We start from the raw sequence: 15,426 nt of genomic DNA, 5'->3' as shown, positions 1-15,426 counted from the left end.
TATCCCCTGATGGGGATAAGAGAATAATTATCCTTGTGTGGGGATAAAACAGGAAGGATGATCGCCGGAGCCACCTGTACATGCCCGGTGGCGGCTGCGCCTTACCGGGCCTACGGGCTGTCTCTACCCGCTCCGTTACGATCCAGGCCGGGCAAGCGCAGCGCCGCCCGGCAGCGAGCAGCCGGCTTAGCTGCCGCGGTAGGTCGACCACCCGCCCGGGGCGATGAGAAACGGCAGATGGAAATGGTCCTCTGCCGCCTCTCCGATAACAAAATCAATCTGCGCCCGGGTAAAGACGCTCTCGCGCCCGGCGCGGGCAAACCACGCCCCGGTTTCCGCTGTTAAGCAATAGCGCCCCGCCGGCAGCGGCTCGGCGCTAAAGGTGGCGATACGCCCCTGGGCGTTGGTCACCAGGTTCGCCAGCGTCTCGCCCTCCCGGCTCAGGCTGACCGTTACGCCTTCTGCCGGCGTACCGGTGGAAATATCCAGAATATGGGTGCTCAGGGTGCTCATTCGCCAATCACTCCTTCCAGTCTTAACATCGTAATCTCTCGCAGCTGGGCAAGCGCCTCGGCCACTTCTTCGTCGGCGGTATGCTGCAGCCGGCGCGTCAGCGCCTGCAACATCTCATCGCCGCTGCGCCCTTTGGCGCGGATTAAAAACACCCGGCCAAAGCGGGCTTCGTAGCGGGCATTGCCCTCCCGCAGGGCCTGCGCGAGCCGCTCATTCTCGCTGTCCACCGCCGACTGCTCCTGGCGCGACAGCGCCGCATGCGCCTGGCCGCCGGTCGGCTTCTCACCGATCCGCGGATGGGCGCTGAGCGCCGCGTTCAGCTCATCCTCTCCCCAGTTAGCCATCGCCTTACGGGCGGCCTGCAGCAGCGCATGGCGGCTGGCGAAAGGTCGTAAGCTCACCAGCATCTCGCCCCAGGCCGGGATCGCCACGCAAGGGGCCAGCAGCCCCGCCGCCTCATCTTTGCTCAGGCTGTTAAACTGACTCAGCGCGATCATCCTGACTCCTTAACGATTTCGTCGCCGCCTGCTCCTGCGGCAGAATAAGGTTCAGCGCTATCGCTACCAGCCCACCGCTGGTGGCCGCCGAACCGAACAGATCGCCGACCATCGGCGGAAAATGGCTGAGAAACGCCGGCACCGACTCCACGCCAAGACCCGCGCCAAACGCCAGCCCCACGATCAGCACATCGCGACGGCTCAGCGGGGTCTGGGTAATAATCCGGATCCCGGCCGCCACCACGCAGCCAAACATCACCATCGTGGCGCCCCCCAGCACCGGCGCCGGGATCTGCCGCAGCAGTTCGCCCACCGGGGGAAACAGCCCGAGCAGGATCAGAATCACGCCAATGTAGCGTCCGACATAGCGGCTGGCCACCCCGGTCATCTGGATCACGCCGTTGTTCTGCGCGAAGGTGGTGTTCGGAAAAGCACAGAGCATGGCGGCCACCATACAGCTGACGCCATCCGCCAGGATACCGCCCTTCAGCCGGTTACGGAAAGCGCGATCGTCAACAGACTGTTGCGAAATCAGCGAGTTGGCCGTCAGATCGCCCACCGCCTCCAGAATACAGACCAGCGACACCAGGGCGACCGGCAGAAATATCGCGCTGTTAAACTGAAAGCCGAACGGAAACAGCGTCGGCAGGCGAAACAGAGTGTCGCCCAGGCTGTGGAGATGGAACTGACCGCTCAGCCCCGCTGCGATGCAGCCCACGGCAATGCCCACCACCACCGAGGAGAGCCGCAGCCAGCGGTTTTTGGCGCAGCTCAGCAGGACGATAACCCCGAGGGTGCCCGCCCCGAGCGCGATATTGCTCATGCTGGCGAAATCCTCGGCCTTTTCCCCACCGCACCAGTTGATGACGCTGACCTTGATCAGGCTGATGCCGATCAGCGCAATCACGCTGCCGGTAATGATGGGAGTAAAGATTTTCTTCAGCGGTTCGATAAAGCGGCTGACAATCACCGGCACCAGAGCGGCGACAAAGTTAACGCCAAACAGCATCGCCATCATATCCTGCGGCCCGCCGCCCTGGGCTTTTACCCACATCCCTCCGGCCACCGTCACGCCGAGGAAGGCAAAACTGGTGCCCTGCATGCAGATCATCCCGGCGCCGATGCCCCATACCCGATTGGACTGCAGAAAAGTGCCGATGCCCGAGGCCAGCAGCGACATACTGATGAGATACGGCAGCCAGTCGCCAAGCCCGAGGGTAGCGCCGATGATCAGCGGCGGCGTGATGATCCCCACCAGGCCCGCCAGCACATGCTGGAGAGCGCTGAAAAAGGCCGGAAGCGGTGGGATCCGCTGTTCAAGGCCGTAAAGCAGGCCACTGTGATGTTCGTCAGACATAGTGATATCCCGTAGCAAAGAGAAGTGCATGGGCTAGTGCACAAAGCAGGCCAGAGACGACAAAAGGGCACCAATAAATTTATTATCACTCCAAAATCATCAACTTAGGTTACACTCGTGATGCATCACCCCTCTCCGCTGCTGAACCAGGCGTCTGAAACGATAGATTCTTAATGCAACATACAGAAACTTTTGATTCATAAAAAGGCAACCAATACCTCACATTGCACCGATGCGGTGCGTCATGAGCCATCGCTGTGCCACAGGCAGGCGGTTTTCCTCCCTCCGGCGAACTGGTACGCAAATTGCTGTAGTCAGTCACAACATCGGGAGAAGGAGAAAAAAATGAAAGCAATCGTGATTGGCGCCGGCATCGGCGGTTTAAGTGCGGCAGTGGCGCTCAAACAGTCGGGGATCGACTGCGACGTCTATGAAGCGGTGAAAGAGATCAAACCGGTCGGCGCAGCGATTTCCGTGTGGCCCAACGGCGTGAAGTGCATGGCCCACCTCGGCATGGGCGACATCATGGAGACCTTCGGCGGGCCGCTGCGCCGGATGGCGTATCGTGATTTCCGCAGCGGCGAGAACATGACCCAGTTCAGTCTCGCCCCGCTGATCGAACGCACCGGCAGCCGTCCCTGCCCGGTCTCCCGGGCAGAACTGCAGCGGGAAATGCTGGATTACTGGGGACGGGACAGCGTGCAGTTCGGCAAACGCGTCACCCGCTGTGAAGAAGACGCCGACGGCGTGACGGTATGGTTTACCGACGGCAGCAGCGCCAGCGGCGATCTGCTGATTGCCGCCGACGGCAGCCATTCCGCACTGCGTCCGTGGGTGCTGGGCTTTACCCCGCAGCGCCGCTACGCCGGCTACGTCAACTGGAACGGCCTGGTGGAGATAGATGAAGCGCTGGCCCCCGGCGACCAGTGGACCACCTTTGTCGGCGAAGGCAAGCGCGTCTCGCTGATGCCGGTCTCCGCCGGCCGGTTCTACTTTTTCTTTGATGTGCCGCTTCCGGCGGGTCTGGCGGAGGATCGTGACACCCTGCGCGCTGACCTCAGCCGCTACTTTGCCGGCTGGGCGCCGCCGGTGCAGAAGCTGATCGCCGCCCTCGACCCGCAGACTACCAACCGCATTGAAATCCATGATATCGAACCTTTCAGCCGCCTGGTGCGCGGCCGCGTCGCGCTGCTCGGCGATGCCGGACACAGCACCACCCCGGATATTGGCCAGGGAGGCTGCGCGGCGATGGAAGATGCAGTGGTGCTGGGCGCCGTTTTCCGCCAGACCCGCGATATTGCGGCCGCCCTGCGCGAGTACGAAGCCCAGCGCTGCGACCGGGTTCGTGACCTGGTGCTGAAGGCGCGCAAACGGTGCGATATTACCCACGGGAAGGATATGCAGCTCACCGAAGCCTGGTACCAGGAGCTGCGCGAGGAGACCGGGGAGCGCATTATCAACGGCATGTGCGACACCATCCTCAGCGGGCCGCTGGGCTGACCGTCGCCATGGATTCGATCACCGCACTCAGCGTCTGAATGGCCATTTGCGCGGGCCGCGAAAGCTGACGCGAGGGTGCAGTACACAGCGCCAGGGTCAGCGGTCGCAGCAGCGTACTGCGCAGCGGGACAAAGGCCAGCTGTCCACGCTGGACCTCGTCCAGCACGTCGAGCAGGCTAAGGAGCGTCACGCCGCTGCCGCGCAGCACCAACGACTTGATAAGCCGGATATCATTGCAGCTGATGGTATTCTCCGGCGCAAAGTCATGGTGGCGATAGAGGAGCGCCACCCGCTCATGGACGATCAGCGGCGCGCCGGGCACGATATGCCGCTCCAGGCTGAGCTCGCCCAAAGACAGCGCCTTCGCCCCCGCCAGGGGATGGTCCGGACGCATCACAATCCCCACCTCCAGCTCGGCAAAGGCCAGCACGCTGAGTCCAGCCTGCCCCTGCGGATCGAGGATCAGGCCGACGTCCAGGTCCGCCTGACGCACTTTCTGGCTGACGGTGTGGCTGTCAGCCACCTGCAGATCCAGCTCCAGCCACGGCCAGCTGGCGATGATCTCCGCCAGCGCGGCGGCGAAACCCCCTTCCGCCAGCGCCTGCACCATGCCAACGCTAACGCTTCCGCGCTTCATCCCCTGCAGCTCATCGAATTTCTGCCGCGTCTGGCGAAACTCCTTTTGCCAGCGCAGCAGGTTGTCATACAGCAACTCACCGGCGGTGGTCATCCGCAGTCCCTCCGGCAGGCGCTCGAACAGCGGGGTGCCGAAGGCCTCCTCAGCCTGCAGGATCTGGCGGTTAATCGCCGAGGCGGAAATATGCAGCTGCTCGGCGGCCCGGCGTAGGCTGCCGCAGCGGGCCACGGCGATGAAATAGTGCGCGAAACGGGAAAATGGACTCATGGCGCCCCTGTACTCTTTTTTGCAACAGCAGAGTGAATTAATGGTGATGGATGTGAACACCCTAATATGACAACAATAATCTCACAACAATAAAACAATCACCGATGTGAGCAGGAAGAGAAATCATGAAGACAATCACCCCCACGCCCCCCGCCCATTGCACCTTTGACCCGGAAGACTGGCTGCGGCTGGCCCGCTGCTGGCACCCGGTGGCCCGCGCCTGCGATATTGCCGGCGCCCCGGTGAAAGCCACCCTGCTGGACGAACAGCTGGTTATCTATCGTATTAAAGGCCAGGTGGTAGTCGCCCGCGACGTCTGCCCGCACCGCGGGGTGCCGCTGACCCTGGGGTTTCATGAAGAAGAAGGCATCGTCTGCCCCTATCATGGCCTGCGCTTTGGCGAGGATGGCCGCTGCAACCGTATCCCCTCCAGTCCGGGGCAACCCATTCCGGCCAAACTGCATCTCACCAGCTTCGCCGTGGAGGAGCGCTACGGGCTGATCTGGACCTGCCTGGCCTGCGATCCGGACAATCCGCCGCCGTTACCGACCATGCCGCACTGGGACGACGCCGGCTTTCAGCAAATCAACTGCCCGGCCTTCGAGGTAAAGGGATTTGCCGGCCGCCAGGTCGAAGGCTTTCTCGATGTCGCCCACTTCGCGTGGATCCACACCGATACCTTCGCCGATCCGGACAACCAGCAGGTGCCGGACTATACCCCGCAGGAGACGCCGTTCGGCTTTGTTGCCGACTACTGGAGCTCGGTGGGCAATTACCCGGCCAGCTCTGATTTCCGCGCGCCGGAAGGGTTCCAGTGGCTGCGTCACTTTGAAATGCATCTGCCGTTCACCGCTACGCTGACCATCCATTTTCCCGCCGACGCCAGGCTGGTGATCATGAACGCCGCCTCGCCGGTGTCGTCCCGGGTGACGCGGATGTTTGCCCCTATTGCCCGCAACTTCGATCTGCACGTGCCGGTGGAAGACGTACATGCGTTCAACCTGCGGGTATTTGAAGAGGACCGCCTGATGGTCGAGACCCAGCGTCCGGAACGGTTGCCGCTGGATCTGACCCTGGAGGCGCATATTCCGGCGGACCGCAGCTCTATCGCCTACCGGCGCGGGCTGAAGAAGATGGGCTTTGGCGATTTCTTTCTGGTATGAGTGGAGGTCATATGCGCGACATACTCCCGGTGGTGGTCGATGGCCTGTGGCGCCAGGGCGCGAAAAACCTGGCCGTTCGTCTGGTGAGCGCCGAGGGGCAACCGCTGCCGGCGTGGACGCCCGGCGCCCATATCGATCTCCATCTTCCCTGCGGGCTGATCCGTCAGTACTCCCTGACCGGCAGCCCGGCCGAACGGGATCGCTATCTGCTCTGCATCGCCCGCGAGTCGCAGTCTCGCGGTGGCTCCCGTTATATTCATGACACCCTGCGCCCGGGACAGCCATTGATGATCTCTGCCCCGCGCAACCACTTTCCGCTGCACGAGGGCGGCCATGTGGTGCTTCTCGCCGCCGGGATCGGCATTACGCCGCTGCTGGCGATGGCACACGCCCGGGCGGCGTCCGGCGCCAGCTTTACGCTGCACTATTACGTTAGCCGTGCGCAGGAGGCCGCCTTCGCCACCGAGATCGCCCGCCAGCTAACGGGTGGAATCTGCCAGATCCACTGCTCAGACGAGGGGCAGAGTCCGCGCCAGCGGCTGGCGCAGGATCTGGGGGCTCCGGACGCCGACACCCGGGTCTACTTCTGCGGTCCGCCCGGATTTATGGCCCGGGTTCGCGATACCGCGCGGGCGGTCGGATGGGAGGAGGCGCAATTGCACAGCGAAGCGTTCCAGCCGCCCGCCCCGACGACGGCGTCGGCGGCGGACGGAACCTTCACCATCACCCTCGCCTCCACCGGGGAGCGCTGGCCGGTGCCGGGGGACAAAACCATCGCCCAGGTGCTGCAGGAGCATGGCGTCGCGGTGCCGCTCTCCTGCGAGATGGGGATCTGCGGCGCCTGCCTGACGCCGGTACGCGAGGGAACCGTCGACCACCGGGATACCGTGCAGTCGGAGGCGGAAAAACAGGCCGCAGAGCAGCATATTGCGCTGTGCTGCTCCCGCAGCCTGTCGGCCAATTTAGTTATCGATCTCGCGGGATAAGCGGCCCGTCACCGGCTGGTCGGCGCGGGCGACCGGTTTCACCCGTACGGCGGCGAAGACAATCACCATCGAGCTCAACAGCAGCAGACCGCTGCCGGTGAAGACGCCGCTGGCGCCGTGCAAATCAAACACCGCCCCGCCGCCGGCGGCCCCGGCGCTGATGGCCAGCTGAATAGAGGCGACCAGCAGACCGCCCGCGCTTTCTGCTTCATCCGGCACGGTGGTGGCAAGCCAGGTGGACCAGGCCACCGGCACCAGGCCGAAGGCAAATCCCCACAGGGCGACCAGCAGCCCGGCCAGCACGGTCAGATGGCCAAACGTCACCATCAGCAGCGCCAGAACGCTCATCATCAACGGCACCAGCGCCAGGGTCAGGCGCAGGCTACGGCTCAGCAGATAGCTCGCCACCGAAGTGCCGATAAAGTTAGCGACACCGAAGCCGAGCAATATCAGCGAAACCCCTTCGACACTGGCCTGCGCGACGGTCTCAAGGAACGGCCGCAGGTAGGTAAAGAAGGCGAAATGGCCGCTGAAAATCAGGATCGTCGCCAGCATGCCGCCCAGCATACCGGGGCGGCGCAGCACCCTGAACAGCGTGGAGAAGGTCCCGACGCTCTCCGGGCGCATGGAGGGCAGCACCCACAGCTGCCAGAGCAGCGCCAGCAGGCTGGGTATCGCACAGAGAATAAACACGTTGCGCCAGCCGATCAGCTCCCCGAGGTAGCTGCCGAGCGGCGCGGCCACCACCGTGGCGACAGACACCGCGGAAAAGATGATCGCCAGCGCCTTTGGCACATGGGCCGCCGGCACCAGACGCATCGCTGTGGCGGTGGACATCGCCCAGAAGCCGCCGATGGCGATCCCCAACAGCAGACGGCCCAGCAGGAGAAACGCCAGCGAATCGGCAAAAGCGACCATCAGGCTGGAGACTATCTGCAGCACGGAAAAGAACATCAGCACCCAGCGGCGATCGATATTGCGGGTAGCGGTGGCGATCAGCAGGCCGGTAACTAACGCCACCAGCGCCGTCGCGGTGACCGCCTGTCCGGCCATCCCTTCACTGACGCCGAGGCTGCTGGCCATCGGCGTTAACAGGCTGGCGGGCAGAAACTCGGCCACGATCAGGCCGAACACCCCGAGGGCCAGGGCATAGACGGCGCGCCAGGCAGGTTTGGCGGGAGACAGGCTCTCGTCAGCAGCTATGCAGGAACTCATATACAACTCTCCAGGTTTATTAACATCCTGGTCATCTTAGGGACTTACTTTCGGACGATATATGATGCATACTCTTCAGTTATTGATTATTCGTCCGGAATTACCATGAGCCAGCCTGCCATCGACCTGACCAGCGAACTGTTGCGCGGTATGCGCCTCTCCGGCGTTAACTACCGGCGCATCGAAACCGCACGCCCGTTCGGCGTCGGCTTTAGCGCCGTGGCGGGTAAAGCCCAGTTCCATTTCATCAGCCGCGGGCCGGTGCTGCTGCGCATGGCCAGCGGAGAACAGTTCACCCTCGAGAGCGGCGATGCGCTGTTTATTCCCAACGGCGACGGGCACGCCCTGCTCTCGGATCCGCAGGCCACGGTGGTCAACGTGGCGCAGCTGCCCAGCGAAACGGTGTGCAGCACGGTAAGTTGTATCAACGCTGGCGACCAGCCTGACTGCCCAGAGCGCGCCGTCATTTTCAGCGGTTGTATGGACTTTGAGCTCGGCGGCATGCAGCCGCTGGTCAAGGCCATGCCCGAGGTGATGCGGGTCAGCAGCCTGCTAAACACCTGGCCGGAGATCCAGCCGCTGTTGGTAGCGATGGAGCGGGAATCGCTCACCCGCCAGGCAGGCTATGCCGGGATCCTCGCCCGGCTGGCGGACGTGGTGGCCGCGCTGATTGTCCGCGGCTGGGTAGCGTGCGGGTGCGGCAACGCCACCGGCTGGGTACAGGTCCTGCGCGATCCCCGGCTGGCGAAAGCGATCTACGCCATGCATCAGCGCCCGGGGGTCAACTGGAAAGTGGAAGATCTGGCGCGGGAGGCGGGTCTTTCACGCTCGCTGTTCGCGGAACGTTTTCTCGCCGCCACCGGCACCACCCCCGCCCGCTATCTCACCGAGCTGCGTATGCGGCTGGCGGTGCAGTACATCACCCATGAAGGCCAGGCGCTGGAAAAAGTCGCCTTCAGCCTCGGGTATCAGTCGCTGGCGGCCTTCAGCCGGGCTTTCAAACGCATCACCGGCCAGCCGCCGGGGGCCCTGCGCGCCACGGCACGCTAGAGTCAGCCTTTATGTAAAGCGATACACGCCGTTGCCGACACGAAAGCGCTGCCCCTTAAGCGCCGGGTTGGCGACGCGGAACACCAGTTCGGTCAGCTGGTTGGCAGCCCCTTCACGGAAGATAAATTGCTGGCCGCCCACGTCCAGTCCCTGCTCCCCCAGGGGCGGAAAGCCCAGCAGCGCCTGCCAGCGATCGCGCACCGCCTGCGGATTGACCACCACGAACACCGCCTGCTCAAGCGTAATGTCGCCCAGCGGATGCGGCGCGTCCAGCCTCTGGGCGCGCAGCCGCGTCAGCCGGGTGGCGTCGTCTTCTCCCCACTGCAGCACAAAGGGATAGACCAGCCCGGCAGTGTCGCCATCGATGGTGAAGATCCGCCAGCGGATGATATTGCCCTGCGGATCGTTGCGCTGGCCATCAACAATCGGTGACACTGTCACCCCTGTGCGACGCAACTGGTCATGGGTGGCGTCGATGTCGTCGCTGCGCAGCGCCACCCGAAACAGCGCCTCATTCTCCGGCAGCAGCCGTGCGGCGTCGCGCGAAAGGAGGAATTTGTCCGTCGCGGCGCGCAGTTCGTCCGGGTCGGCAATGGCGAGGAATTCGATATAGGTCAGGCCAAAATAGCTCAGCGCATTGCGGGTTCCCCACCCCGGATGGTGCCCACCGGCCACCGCCCACAGCTGCTGCCCGGCAAAGATTTCAATCGCCGCTTCCGGCTGATTCACAAACTGTACTGCGTGGTCCCACTGCAAGGTTGCCATGATCTCTCCCGCGATTGTGCCTGGTCAGGCGCCTGCGGCAAAAGATAGTGCTGGGGTGAAGGGAATGGCAAACAAGAATTAAATATATCGAAAGCAGGATAAGTGATTTATATCAACGCGGTATGTCGCATCTGACAGGCGATGAAACGGCGGGCAAAGAACCGCCCGCCACGGGGTCAGACCGACCCTTCTTTCTCAATCACCAGAATACGCGCCGCCCCCTGCGGGTGAGCGACATGCTCGCATCCCACCCCGGCGTAGAAGATATCGCCGGCGTTTAGCATGATGATCTGCTCCTCGCCGTCGACTTTCACATGCATCGCCACCTGACCATCCATCACGGCAAACACCTCCTGACCATCATTGATGTGCCAGATATAGGGTTGGTCGGTCCAGTGTAGACGCACGGTGGTGCCGGAAAAATTGGCAATATCCAGCGCGCCCCACGCGCGGTCGGCGGTGAAATCTTTACTGCTCCAGCTCTGCATGGTGGTGTCCTGTGGTAAGGGTTATTTTTTCTGCCAGTTTGCCCAGGGATCCGCTTTCTCCACCGGCGCGTCATCATCAAGGGAGGCGAGATACATAGCCTCTACCTCTTTGCGCGCCCACGGCGTCCGGCGGAGAAATTTGAGGCTGGACTTAATGGTGGGATCGCTTTTAAAGCAGTTAATGTTGACCTGGCGGGCCATTTCCGCCCAACCATAGCGCGCCACCAGGGCATTGAGCAGCGCTTCCAGCGTCACGCCGTGCAGGGGATCTTTCGAGCTGTGCATTACGATACGTCCGTTCCGCATTAAAAAGTGCGCCTACCTTACTGGCTCTCACCGACGGGCGCAACCGGCTTCATTACGCGCTTCGCGCCTATATCTATTTAACGCAAAAGCACTGAACCCCGCGCAGTCATAAATTAGAAAATAACGTTATTGGTTGCTTATTTGGCCTTGAGGCAAGCTGTGTTCAGCCCCGGACAGAGGAAATCACCATGCGCTGCTGTTGTGCCCGAACCCAGAACCTGAATCTACCCATAACTTATTACCCCGTTTTCGGAGAACACAATGAACGCGACCACCCTGCCGATTCTCGACCTGGCCCGCTACGCGGACCCCGCGGATAAAGCGGCCTTCCTGGCCGACCTGCGTCATGCCGCCCGCGACATCGGCTTCTTCTATTTGATCAACCACGGTGTCGACGACGCGCTTCAATATGAAGTTCAGCGCCAGTCCCAGCGCTTTTTTGCTCTCGATGAGGCGCAAAAACAGCAGGTGGCGATGATCCACTCCCCCCATTTTCGCGGCTATAACCGCGTGGCCTCTGAGCTGACGCGCGGCCAGCCTGACTGGCGAGAACAGTTTGATATCGGCGCCGAACGTCCGGCGCTGACCCTCAGCGACGACGCCCCGCGCTGGCAGCGCCTGCAGGGTCCGAATCTGTGGCCTGCCGCCCTGCCGTCGCTTAAACCGGTATTACTTCACTGGCAACAGCAAATGACCCAGGTGGGCATCCGCCTGCTGCGCGCCTTTGCCGAAGCCCTGCAGCTCCCGGAGAATGCTTTCGATCAGCTCTACGGCGAGAAACCCAACGAGCATATCAAACTGATCCGCTATCCCGGCCAGCAGGAGACCCAAAGCAGCCAGGGCGTCGGCGCCCATAAAGATTCCGGTTTCCTCAGCTTCCTGCTGCAGGACGAGCAGAAAGGACTGCAGGTTGAGGTCGCGCCTGGAGAATGGATCGACGCCGTGCCGCTGGCCGGCAGCTTTGTGGTCAATATTGGCGAACTGCTGGAGCTGGCGACCAACGGGTATTTGCGCGCTACCGTCCATCGCGTGGTGTCGCCGCCGGCGCAGCAGCAGCGCCTCTCCATCGCCTTCTTCCTCGGCGCCCAGCTTGACGCGGTGGTGCCGGTTTACACCCTGCCGCCCGAGCTGGCGCGTGAAGCGCGAGGGCCGGACAGCGACCCGCACAATCCGCTGCTGCGCGATGTCGGCTGGAATTATCTCAAGGGCCGTCTGCGTTCCCATCCGGACGTGGCGGAACGCTACTATCAGGACGTGTTTCGCGAACGCGCCGAGCAATTGATCGTTTAACCATAACTAAAAAGGAACACACCATGAAATATGCCGCTTTTAAACTGGCAGGGGTCGCACTGTCTCTTTCTCTGGCATGGACGTCTGCCCAGGCTGCCGCGCTGCGCGTCGCCGCGGACCCGGTTCCCCACGCGGAGATCCTCAACTACATCAAAAAAATCGATCCCAGCCTCGATCTGAAGGTGGTGGAGCTGACCAGCGGGGTCAACGCCAATGAACTGCTGGCCAGTGGCGATGTGGATGCCAACTACTTCCAGCATGTTCCCTATCTGAAGGATCAGGAGAAAGCGTTGGGTAAAACCTTTGCCGTCGCGGCCACCGTGCATATTGAGCCGCTGGGAATTTACTCGCATAAGCATAAAGATTTCTCATCACTGCCGGAAAACGCCACCGTGGCGGTGCCGAATAACACCACCAACCTGAGCCGGGCGCTGTTCCTGCTGCAGGCGCAGAAGCTTATTAAGCTGGACCCTAAATTTACCGACCCGGCCACCACCCTGGCGACGCCGAAGGATATTGTCGAGAACCCGAAACACCTGAAGATTCTGGAGATTGAATCGCCGCAGATCCCGCGCTCCCTCGACGATGTCGACCTGGCGGTGATTAACGGTAACTACGCGCTGGAAGCCGGCCTGGTGCCAGCGAAGGATGCCCTGGGGCTGGAAAGCGCCGAGCATAACCCGTACGCCAATATTCTGGTGACCACCCCAGCCCTGGCGAATGACCCGCGCATTAAGGCGCTGGCGAAAGATCTGACCTCGCCGCAGGTGGCGGAGTTTATCCGTAAAACCTACAACGGCTCGGTGATCCCGGTGGCCCCTCAGTCATGATAACCATCGAAGGGCTGAGCAAAACCTACGCCGGAACCGGCCGACCGGCGCTGAACGATATCGCGTTGCAGATACCGAAAGGGGCAATATACGGCATTCTCGGGCGCAGTGGCGCCGGCAAAAGTACGCTCATCCGCTGTCTCAATTTACTGGAGCGGCCCACCTCGGGCCGCATTCTGGTGAACGGACAGGATATTACCCAGTTGAACAAGGCGGCGCTGCGGGATTATCGCCTGCGCACCGGGATGATTTTCCAGCACTTCAATCTGCTGCATGCCCGCACCGTCGCTGACAACATCGCGGTGCCGCTGGAGATTGCCGGAGTGCCGAGGGCCGCTCGCGAGGCCCGGGTGCGCGAACTGCTGGAGCTGGTGGATCTCAGCGAAAAGGCCGCTGCTTTCCCGTCACAGCTTTCCGGCGGGCAAAAGCAGCGCGTCGGCATCGCCCGGGCGCTGGCCGCCCGGCCGGAAGTGCTGCTGTGCGATGAGGCGACCAGTGCGCTGGATCCCGAGACCACCGCCTCGGTGCTGGCCCTGCTGGCGGATATTAACCAGCGCCTCAATCTGACCATTGTGCTGATTACGCACCAGCTGGAGGTGGTGAAAACCATCTGTGACCACGCGGCGCTGCTGGAACAGGGCGAGATTGTCGAAAGCGGTAAACTCGCCGACCTGCTGGTGACTCCATGGTCGCGGCTGCGCCAGTCGCTGCTGCACGACCCGCAGGCTGAACAGGAATTTCTTACCCGCCACGGCGTTCAGGGGAGGCCATTATGCGGAGTAGCATGAGCTGGGAAGATTTGTGGCCGTTATTACTCGACGGCACGCTGGATACGCTTTATATGGTGGGCCTGGCGGCCCTGTTTACCGTGCTGATCGGGCTGCCCACCGGCGTGCTGTTATTTATTTCCCGCGCCAACGGGCTGGCGCCGATGCCGAAACTGAACGCGCTGTTAGGCGCGGTGATCAACATCGGCAGGTCGCTGCCGTTTATCGTACTGCTGATCGCCCTGATCCCCTTTACCCGGCTGATCGTCGGCACCACGCTGGGCAGCACCGCCGCCATCGTGCCGGTAACCATCGGCGCCTTTCCATTCTTTGCCCGTCTGACGGAAAACGCGCTCGACGAGGTGGACTACGGGAGAATTGAAGCCATTCTGTCGATGGGCGGCAACGTCTGGCACGTCATTTTTAAATCCCTGCTGCCGGAAGCCCTGCCAACGCTGCTGGCCGGGATCACGCTGACCATCGTGATGCTGATTGGTTTCTCCTCCATGGCCGGTGTGATCGGCGGCGGTGGACTCGGCGACCTCGCCATCCGCTACGGCTATCAGCGGTTTAATAATGAAGTCATGTTTGGCACAGTGCTGATCCTGGTGGCGATGGTCCAGGGGGTGCAAATGGCCGGCGATCGGCTGGTGCGTAGCCTGGCCCACCGCCNNATAACGGCACGCCGACGGTGGTGGCGCGTCCGGACAGCGAATTTACCGACCTCTGCCGCCAGCTGGCGGACCAGAGTGGCGGCGTCACACTCGCGGATCAACCCCACCCCCTGCCCGGCCCAGTGGGCGCCATACTCATGGACACCCTGGGCTTTCGCGGCGGCGGCCAGTGCTTTGCCGATATCATACGCCAGCGGATAATCCGGCACGGCGCTCGCCGGATAGCCTTCCCCCAGCGCACAGAAGGCATTCGCCAGACAGCGTGCCGGACGCCCGGATATCGCGGAGGTCAGCACCGTACGCCCGTCAAGGCTGTTGTGGATCGCCGCGCGATAGCCGGCGTCGGCGGCCGATTCCGGACACAGTAAAAACGCCGTACCGAGCTGTACGCCCTGCGCCCCCAACTGCATCACGCTGGCGATCCCCGCTCCGTCCATGATGCCCCCGGCAGCCACCACCGGGATGGTTAGCCGACGCCGCAGAAGTTGCACCAGGGTGAAGGTGCTCAGCTGCGCGTCAGGCTCCTGCGGAGCAAAGATCCCCCGGTGCCCGCCCGCCTCATAGCCCTGAGCGACCACCACGTCGATCCCCTGCTGTTCAATCAGCAGCGCCTCCTGCAGCGAGGTTGCCGTCGCCAGGGTAACGATCCCCTGCCGCCGCAGACGCAGGATCGTCTCACCTTCAGGAAGGCCGAAATGAAAGCTCACCACCGCCGGCGAGATGTCGAGAAGCAGCTCCAGCATCGGCGCATGACCGACAAATGTCTGGTATATCTCGCTTAACGAATCCGGTGGCGTACTACCATAGCGGGCAAAATGGGGACGTAATGTTGTTGCCCAGTTGGCTTCCCGCCGGGCGTCGCGCCGGGGCGGCGCATGGCAGAACAGATTGACATTGAACGGGCGGTCCGTCAGCTGGCGGGTGGCGACTATCATCGCTTCCGCCTGGGCAACGGTTGAAGCGCCCAGCCCCAGCGAGCCCAGCGCACCGGCATTACTTACCGCGGCAGCCAGCGCGGGGGTGGAGACGCCCGCCATCGGGGCCTGAATCAGGGGATAATCAATATCAAGAAGCGAAAGCAGCGGGTTGCTCATGGTTTCCTCATGCATTAACGATGCCGG

Annotated in this window: 16 protein-coding genes and 1 pseudogene; 8 read left to right on the top strand and 9 right to left on the bottom strand. The window is 62.4% G+C overall.

Features of this window, described 5'->3' with window-relative positions; translation table 11 throughout:
• Window positions 1-186 precede the first annotated feature (186 nt).
• The 3 genes from uraH to BHE81_RS05895 are packed head-to-tail and all read right to left on the bottom strand — an operon-like array spanning window position 187 to window position 2,367.
• Window positions 187-513 carry a hydroxyisourate hydrolase gene (gene uraH, locus BHE81_RS05905; RefSeq protein WP_004184023.1) on the bottom strand — a complete coding sequence of 109 codons (327 nt, stop codon included), beginning with the start codon at window positions 511-513 and terminating at the stop codon, window positions 187-189.
• Window positions 510-1,010 (bottom strand): 2-oxo-4-hydroxy-4-carboxy-5-ureidoimidazoline decarboxylase, encoded by a 501-nt coding sequence (gene uraD / locus BHE81_RS05900; protein WP_002904787.1) that lies wholly within the window; start codon window positions 1,008-1,010, stop codon window positions 510-512. Before uraD ends, uraH begins: the two co-directional genes overlap by 4 nt.
• Window positions 988-2,367, bottom strand: a complete 1,380-nt coding sequence (locus BHE81_RS05895; RefSeq protein ID WP_004184021.1) for a nucleobase:cation symporter-2 family protein — start codon at window positions 2,365-2,367, stop codon at window positions 988-990. The genes uraD and BHE81_RS05895 overlap by 23 nt, the downstream gene beginning before the upstream one ends.
• A gap of 345 nt (window positions 2,368-2,712) precedes the next feature.
• Here BHE81_RS05895 and hpxO point away from each other — a divergent pair, with 345 nt between their 5' ends.
• Complete coding sequence (hpxO, locus tag BHE81_RS05890) at window positions 2,713-3,867, top strand: FAD-dependent urate hydroxylase HpxO (protein WP_002904783.1); 1,155 nt, start codon at window positions 2,713-2,715, stop codon at window positions 3,865-3,867.
• On the opposite strand, the gene hpxR is transcribed toward hpxO, so the two are convergent.
• Entirely contained in the window at window positions 3,848-4,771 is a 924-nt protein-coding gene (hpxR, locus tag BHE81_RS05885; RefSeq protein ID WP_002904781.1) for a LysR family hpxDE operon transcriptional regulator HpxR, read from the bottom strand. The two genes, hpxO and hpxR, sit on opposite strands and share 20 nt — an antisense overlap.
• Window positions 4,772-4,896: 125 nt before the next feature.
• Between hpxR and hpxD the strand changes: the two genes are divergently transcribed.
• On the top strand, window positions 4,897-5,934 hold the full coding sequence (gene hpxD, locus BHE81_RS05880) for a molybdenum cofactor-independent xanthine hydroxylase subunit HpxD (RefSeq protein WP_014907614.1): 1,038 nt from the start codon (window positions 4,897-4,899) through the stop codon (window positions 5,932-5,934).
• Between the two features lie 11 nt (window positions 5,935-5,945).
• Complete coding sequence (hpxE, locus tag BHE81_RS05875; protein ID WP_023283699.1) at window positions 5,946-6,920, top strand: molybdenum cofactor-independent xanthine hydroxylase subunit HpxE; 975 nt, start codon at window positions 5,946-5,948, stop codon at window positions 6,918-6,920.
• Here the strand turns inward: hpxE and BHE81_RS05870 are convergent.
• Window positions 6,897-8,135, bottom strand: coding sequence for an MFS transporter (locus BHE81_RS05870; RefSeq protein WP_023342813.1), 1,239 nt, complete (start codon window positions 8,133-8,135; stop codon window positions 6,897-6,899). The two genes, hpxE and BHE81_RS05870, sit on opposite strands and share 24 nt — an antisense overlap.
• Window positions 8,136-8,240: 105 nt before the next feature.
• Between BHE81_RS05870 and BHE81_RS05865 the strand changes: the two genes are divergently transcribed.
• Window positions 8,241-9,185, top strand: a complete 945-nt coding sequence (locus BHE81_RS05865) for an AraC family transcriptional regulator (protein ID WP_004190181.1) — start codon at window positions 8,241-8,243, stop codon at window positions 9,183-9,185.
• 9 nt (window positions 9,186-9,194) lie between these two features.
• Here the strand turns inward: BHE81_RS05865 and BHE81_RS05860 are convergent, their stop codons facing one another.
• From BHE81_RS05860 to BHE81_RS05850, 3 genes are all read right to left on the bottom strand, one after another.
• The gene (locus tag BHE81_RS05860) at window positions 9,195-9,950 is read right to left on the bottom strand and encodes a VOC family protein (RefSeq protein ID WP_014907617.1); all 756 of its coding nucleotides are present in this window, start codon (window positions 9,948-9,950) and stop codon (window positions 9,195-9,197) included.
• 176 nt (window positions 9,951-10,126) lie between these two features.
• Window positions 10,127-10,438: a cupin domain-containing protein gene (locus tag BHE81_RS05855; RefSeq protein WP_002904646.1), complete on the bottom strand. Its 312-nt coding sequence runs from the start codon at window positions 10,436-10,438 to the stop codon at window positions 10,127-10,129.
• 21 nt (window positions 10,439-10,459) lie between these two features.
• Window positions 10,460-10,723 carry a VF530 family DNA-binding protein gene (locus tag BHE81_RS05850; RefSeq protein WP_023286417.1) on the bottom strand — a complete coding sequence of 88 codons (264 nt, stop codon included), beginning with the start codon at window positions 10,721-10,723 and terminating at the stop codon, window positions 10,460-10,462.
• Between the two features lie 282 nt (window positions 10,724-11,005).
• On the opposite strand from BHE81_RS05850, the gene BHE81_RS05845 reads away from it, so the two are divergent.
• The 4 genes and pseudogenes from BHE81_RS05845 to BHE81_RS05830 form a co-directional block, all read left to right on the top strand.
• Window positions 11,006-12,034 (top strand): isopenicillin N synthase family dioxygenase, encoded by a 1,029-nt coding sequence (locus tag BHE81_RS05845; RefSeq protein WP_023342814.1) that lies wholly within the window; start codon window positions 11,006-11,008, stop codon window positions 12,032-12,034.
• 23 nt (window positions 12,035-12,057) lie between these two features.
• Window positions 12,058-12,864, top strand: coding sequence for a MetQ/NlpA family ABC transporter substrate-binding protein (locus BHE81_RS05840; protein WP_002904638.1), 807 nt, complete (start codon window positions 12,058-12,060; stop codon window positions 12,862-12,864).
• A complete protein-coding gene (locus tag BHE81_RS05835; RefSeq protein ID WP_023342815.1) occupies window positions 12,861-13,652 on the top strand; it encodes a methionine ABC transporter ATP-binding protein in 792 nt (263 codons plus the stop codon). The genes BHE81_RS05840 and BHE81_RS05835 overlap by 4 nt, the downstream gene beginning before the upstream one ends.
• Window positions 13,649-14,303, top strand: a pseudogene (locus BHE81_RS05830) (methionine ABC transporter permease); the annotation flags it as partial. The gene BHE81_RS05835 and the pseudogene BHE81_RS05830, both read left to right, overlap by 4 nt.
• Before the next feature lie 2 nt (window positions 14,304-14,305).
• On the opposite strand, the gene BHE81_RS05825 reads toward BHE81_RS05830, so the two are convergent.
• The coding region (locus BHE81_RS05825; RefSeq protein WP_228268704.1) for an NAD(P)H-dependent flavin oxidoreductase at window positions 14,306-15,399 on the bottom strand (1,094 nt) is incomplete at its 3' end.
• Between the last annotated feature and the right edge of the window lie 27 nt (window positions 15,400-15,426).

It is taken from the genome of Klebsiella sp. AqSCr (genome assembly GCF_008452795.1).
Taxonomy (GTDB): Bacteria; Pseudomonadota; Gammaproteobacteria; order Enterobacterales; family Enterobacteriaceae; genus Klebsiella; species Klebsiella pneumoniae.
Note: the sequence above shows the minus strand (reverse complement) of the source record. Positions and strands in the feature narration are given on the sequence as shown.

Excerpts from the sequence above, each read along its gene's own strand:
- uraH (WP_004184023.1), bottom strand. The coding sequence starts at position 513 with ATGAGCACCCTGAGCACCCATATTCTGGATATTTCCACCGGTACGCCG.
- uraD (WP_002904787.1), bottom strand. The coding sequence starts at position 1,010 with ATGATCGCGCTGAGTCAGTTTAACAGCCTGAGCAAAGATGAGGCGGCG.
- BHE81_RS05895 (WP_004184021.1), bottom strand. The coding sequence starts at position 2,367 with ATGTCTGACGAACATCACAGTGGCCTGCTTTACGGCCTTGAACAGCGG.
- hpxO (WP_002904783.1), top strand. The coding sequence starts at position 2,713 with ATGAAAGCAATCGTGATTGGCGCCGGCATCGGCGGTTTAAGTGCGGCA.
- hpxR (WP_002904781.1), bottom strand. The coding sequence starts at position 4,771 with ATGAGTCCATTTTCCCGTTTCGCGCACTATTTCATCGCCGTGGCCCGC.
- hpxD (WP_014907614.1), top strand. The coding sequence starts at position 4,897 with ATGAAGACAATCACCCCCACGCCCCCCGCCCATTGCACCTTTGACCCG.
- hpxE (WP_023283699.1), top strand. The coding sequence starts at position 5,946 with ATGCGCGACATACTCCCGGTGGTGGTCGATGGCCTGTGGCGCCAGGGC.
- BHE81_RS05870 (WP_023342813.1), bottom strand. The coding sequence starts at position 8,135 with ATGAGTTCCTGCATAGCTGCTGACGAGAGCCTGTCTCCCGCCAAACCT.
- BHE81_RS05865 (WP_004190181.1), top strand. The coding sequence starts at position 8,241 with ATGAGCCAGCCTGCCATCGACCTGACCAGCGAACTGTTGCGCGGTATG.
- BHE81_RS05860 (WP_014907617.1), bottom strand. The coding sequence starts at position 9,950 with ATGGCAACCTTGCAGTGGGACCACGCAGTACAGTTTGTGAATCAGCCG.
- BHE81_RS05855 (WP_002904646.1), bottom strand. The coding sequence starts at position 10,438 with ATGCAGAGCTGGAGCAGTAAAGATTTCACCGCCGACCGCGCGTGGGGC.
- BHE81_RS05850 (WP_023286417.1), bottom strand. The coding sequence starts at position 10,723 with ATGCACAGCTCGAAAGATCCCCTGCACGGCGTGACGCTGGAAGCGCTG.
- BHE81_RS05845 (WP_023342814.1), top strand. The coding sequence starts at position 11,006 with ATGAACGCGACCACCCTGCCGATTCTCGACCTGGCCCGCTACGCGGAC.
- BHE81_RS05840 (WP_002904638.1), top strand. The coding sequence starts at position 12,058 with ATGAAATATGCCGCTTTTAAACTGGCAGGGGTCGCACTGTCTCTTTCT.
- BHE81_RS05835 (WP_023342815.1), top strand. The coding sequence starts at position 12,861 with ATGATAACCATCGAAGGGCTGAGCAAAACCTACGCCGGAACCGGCCGA.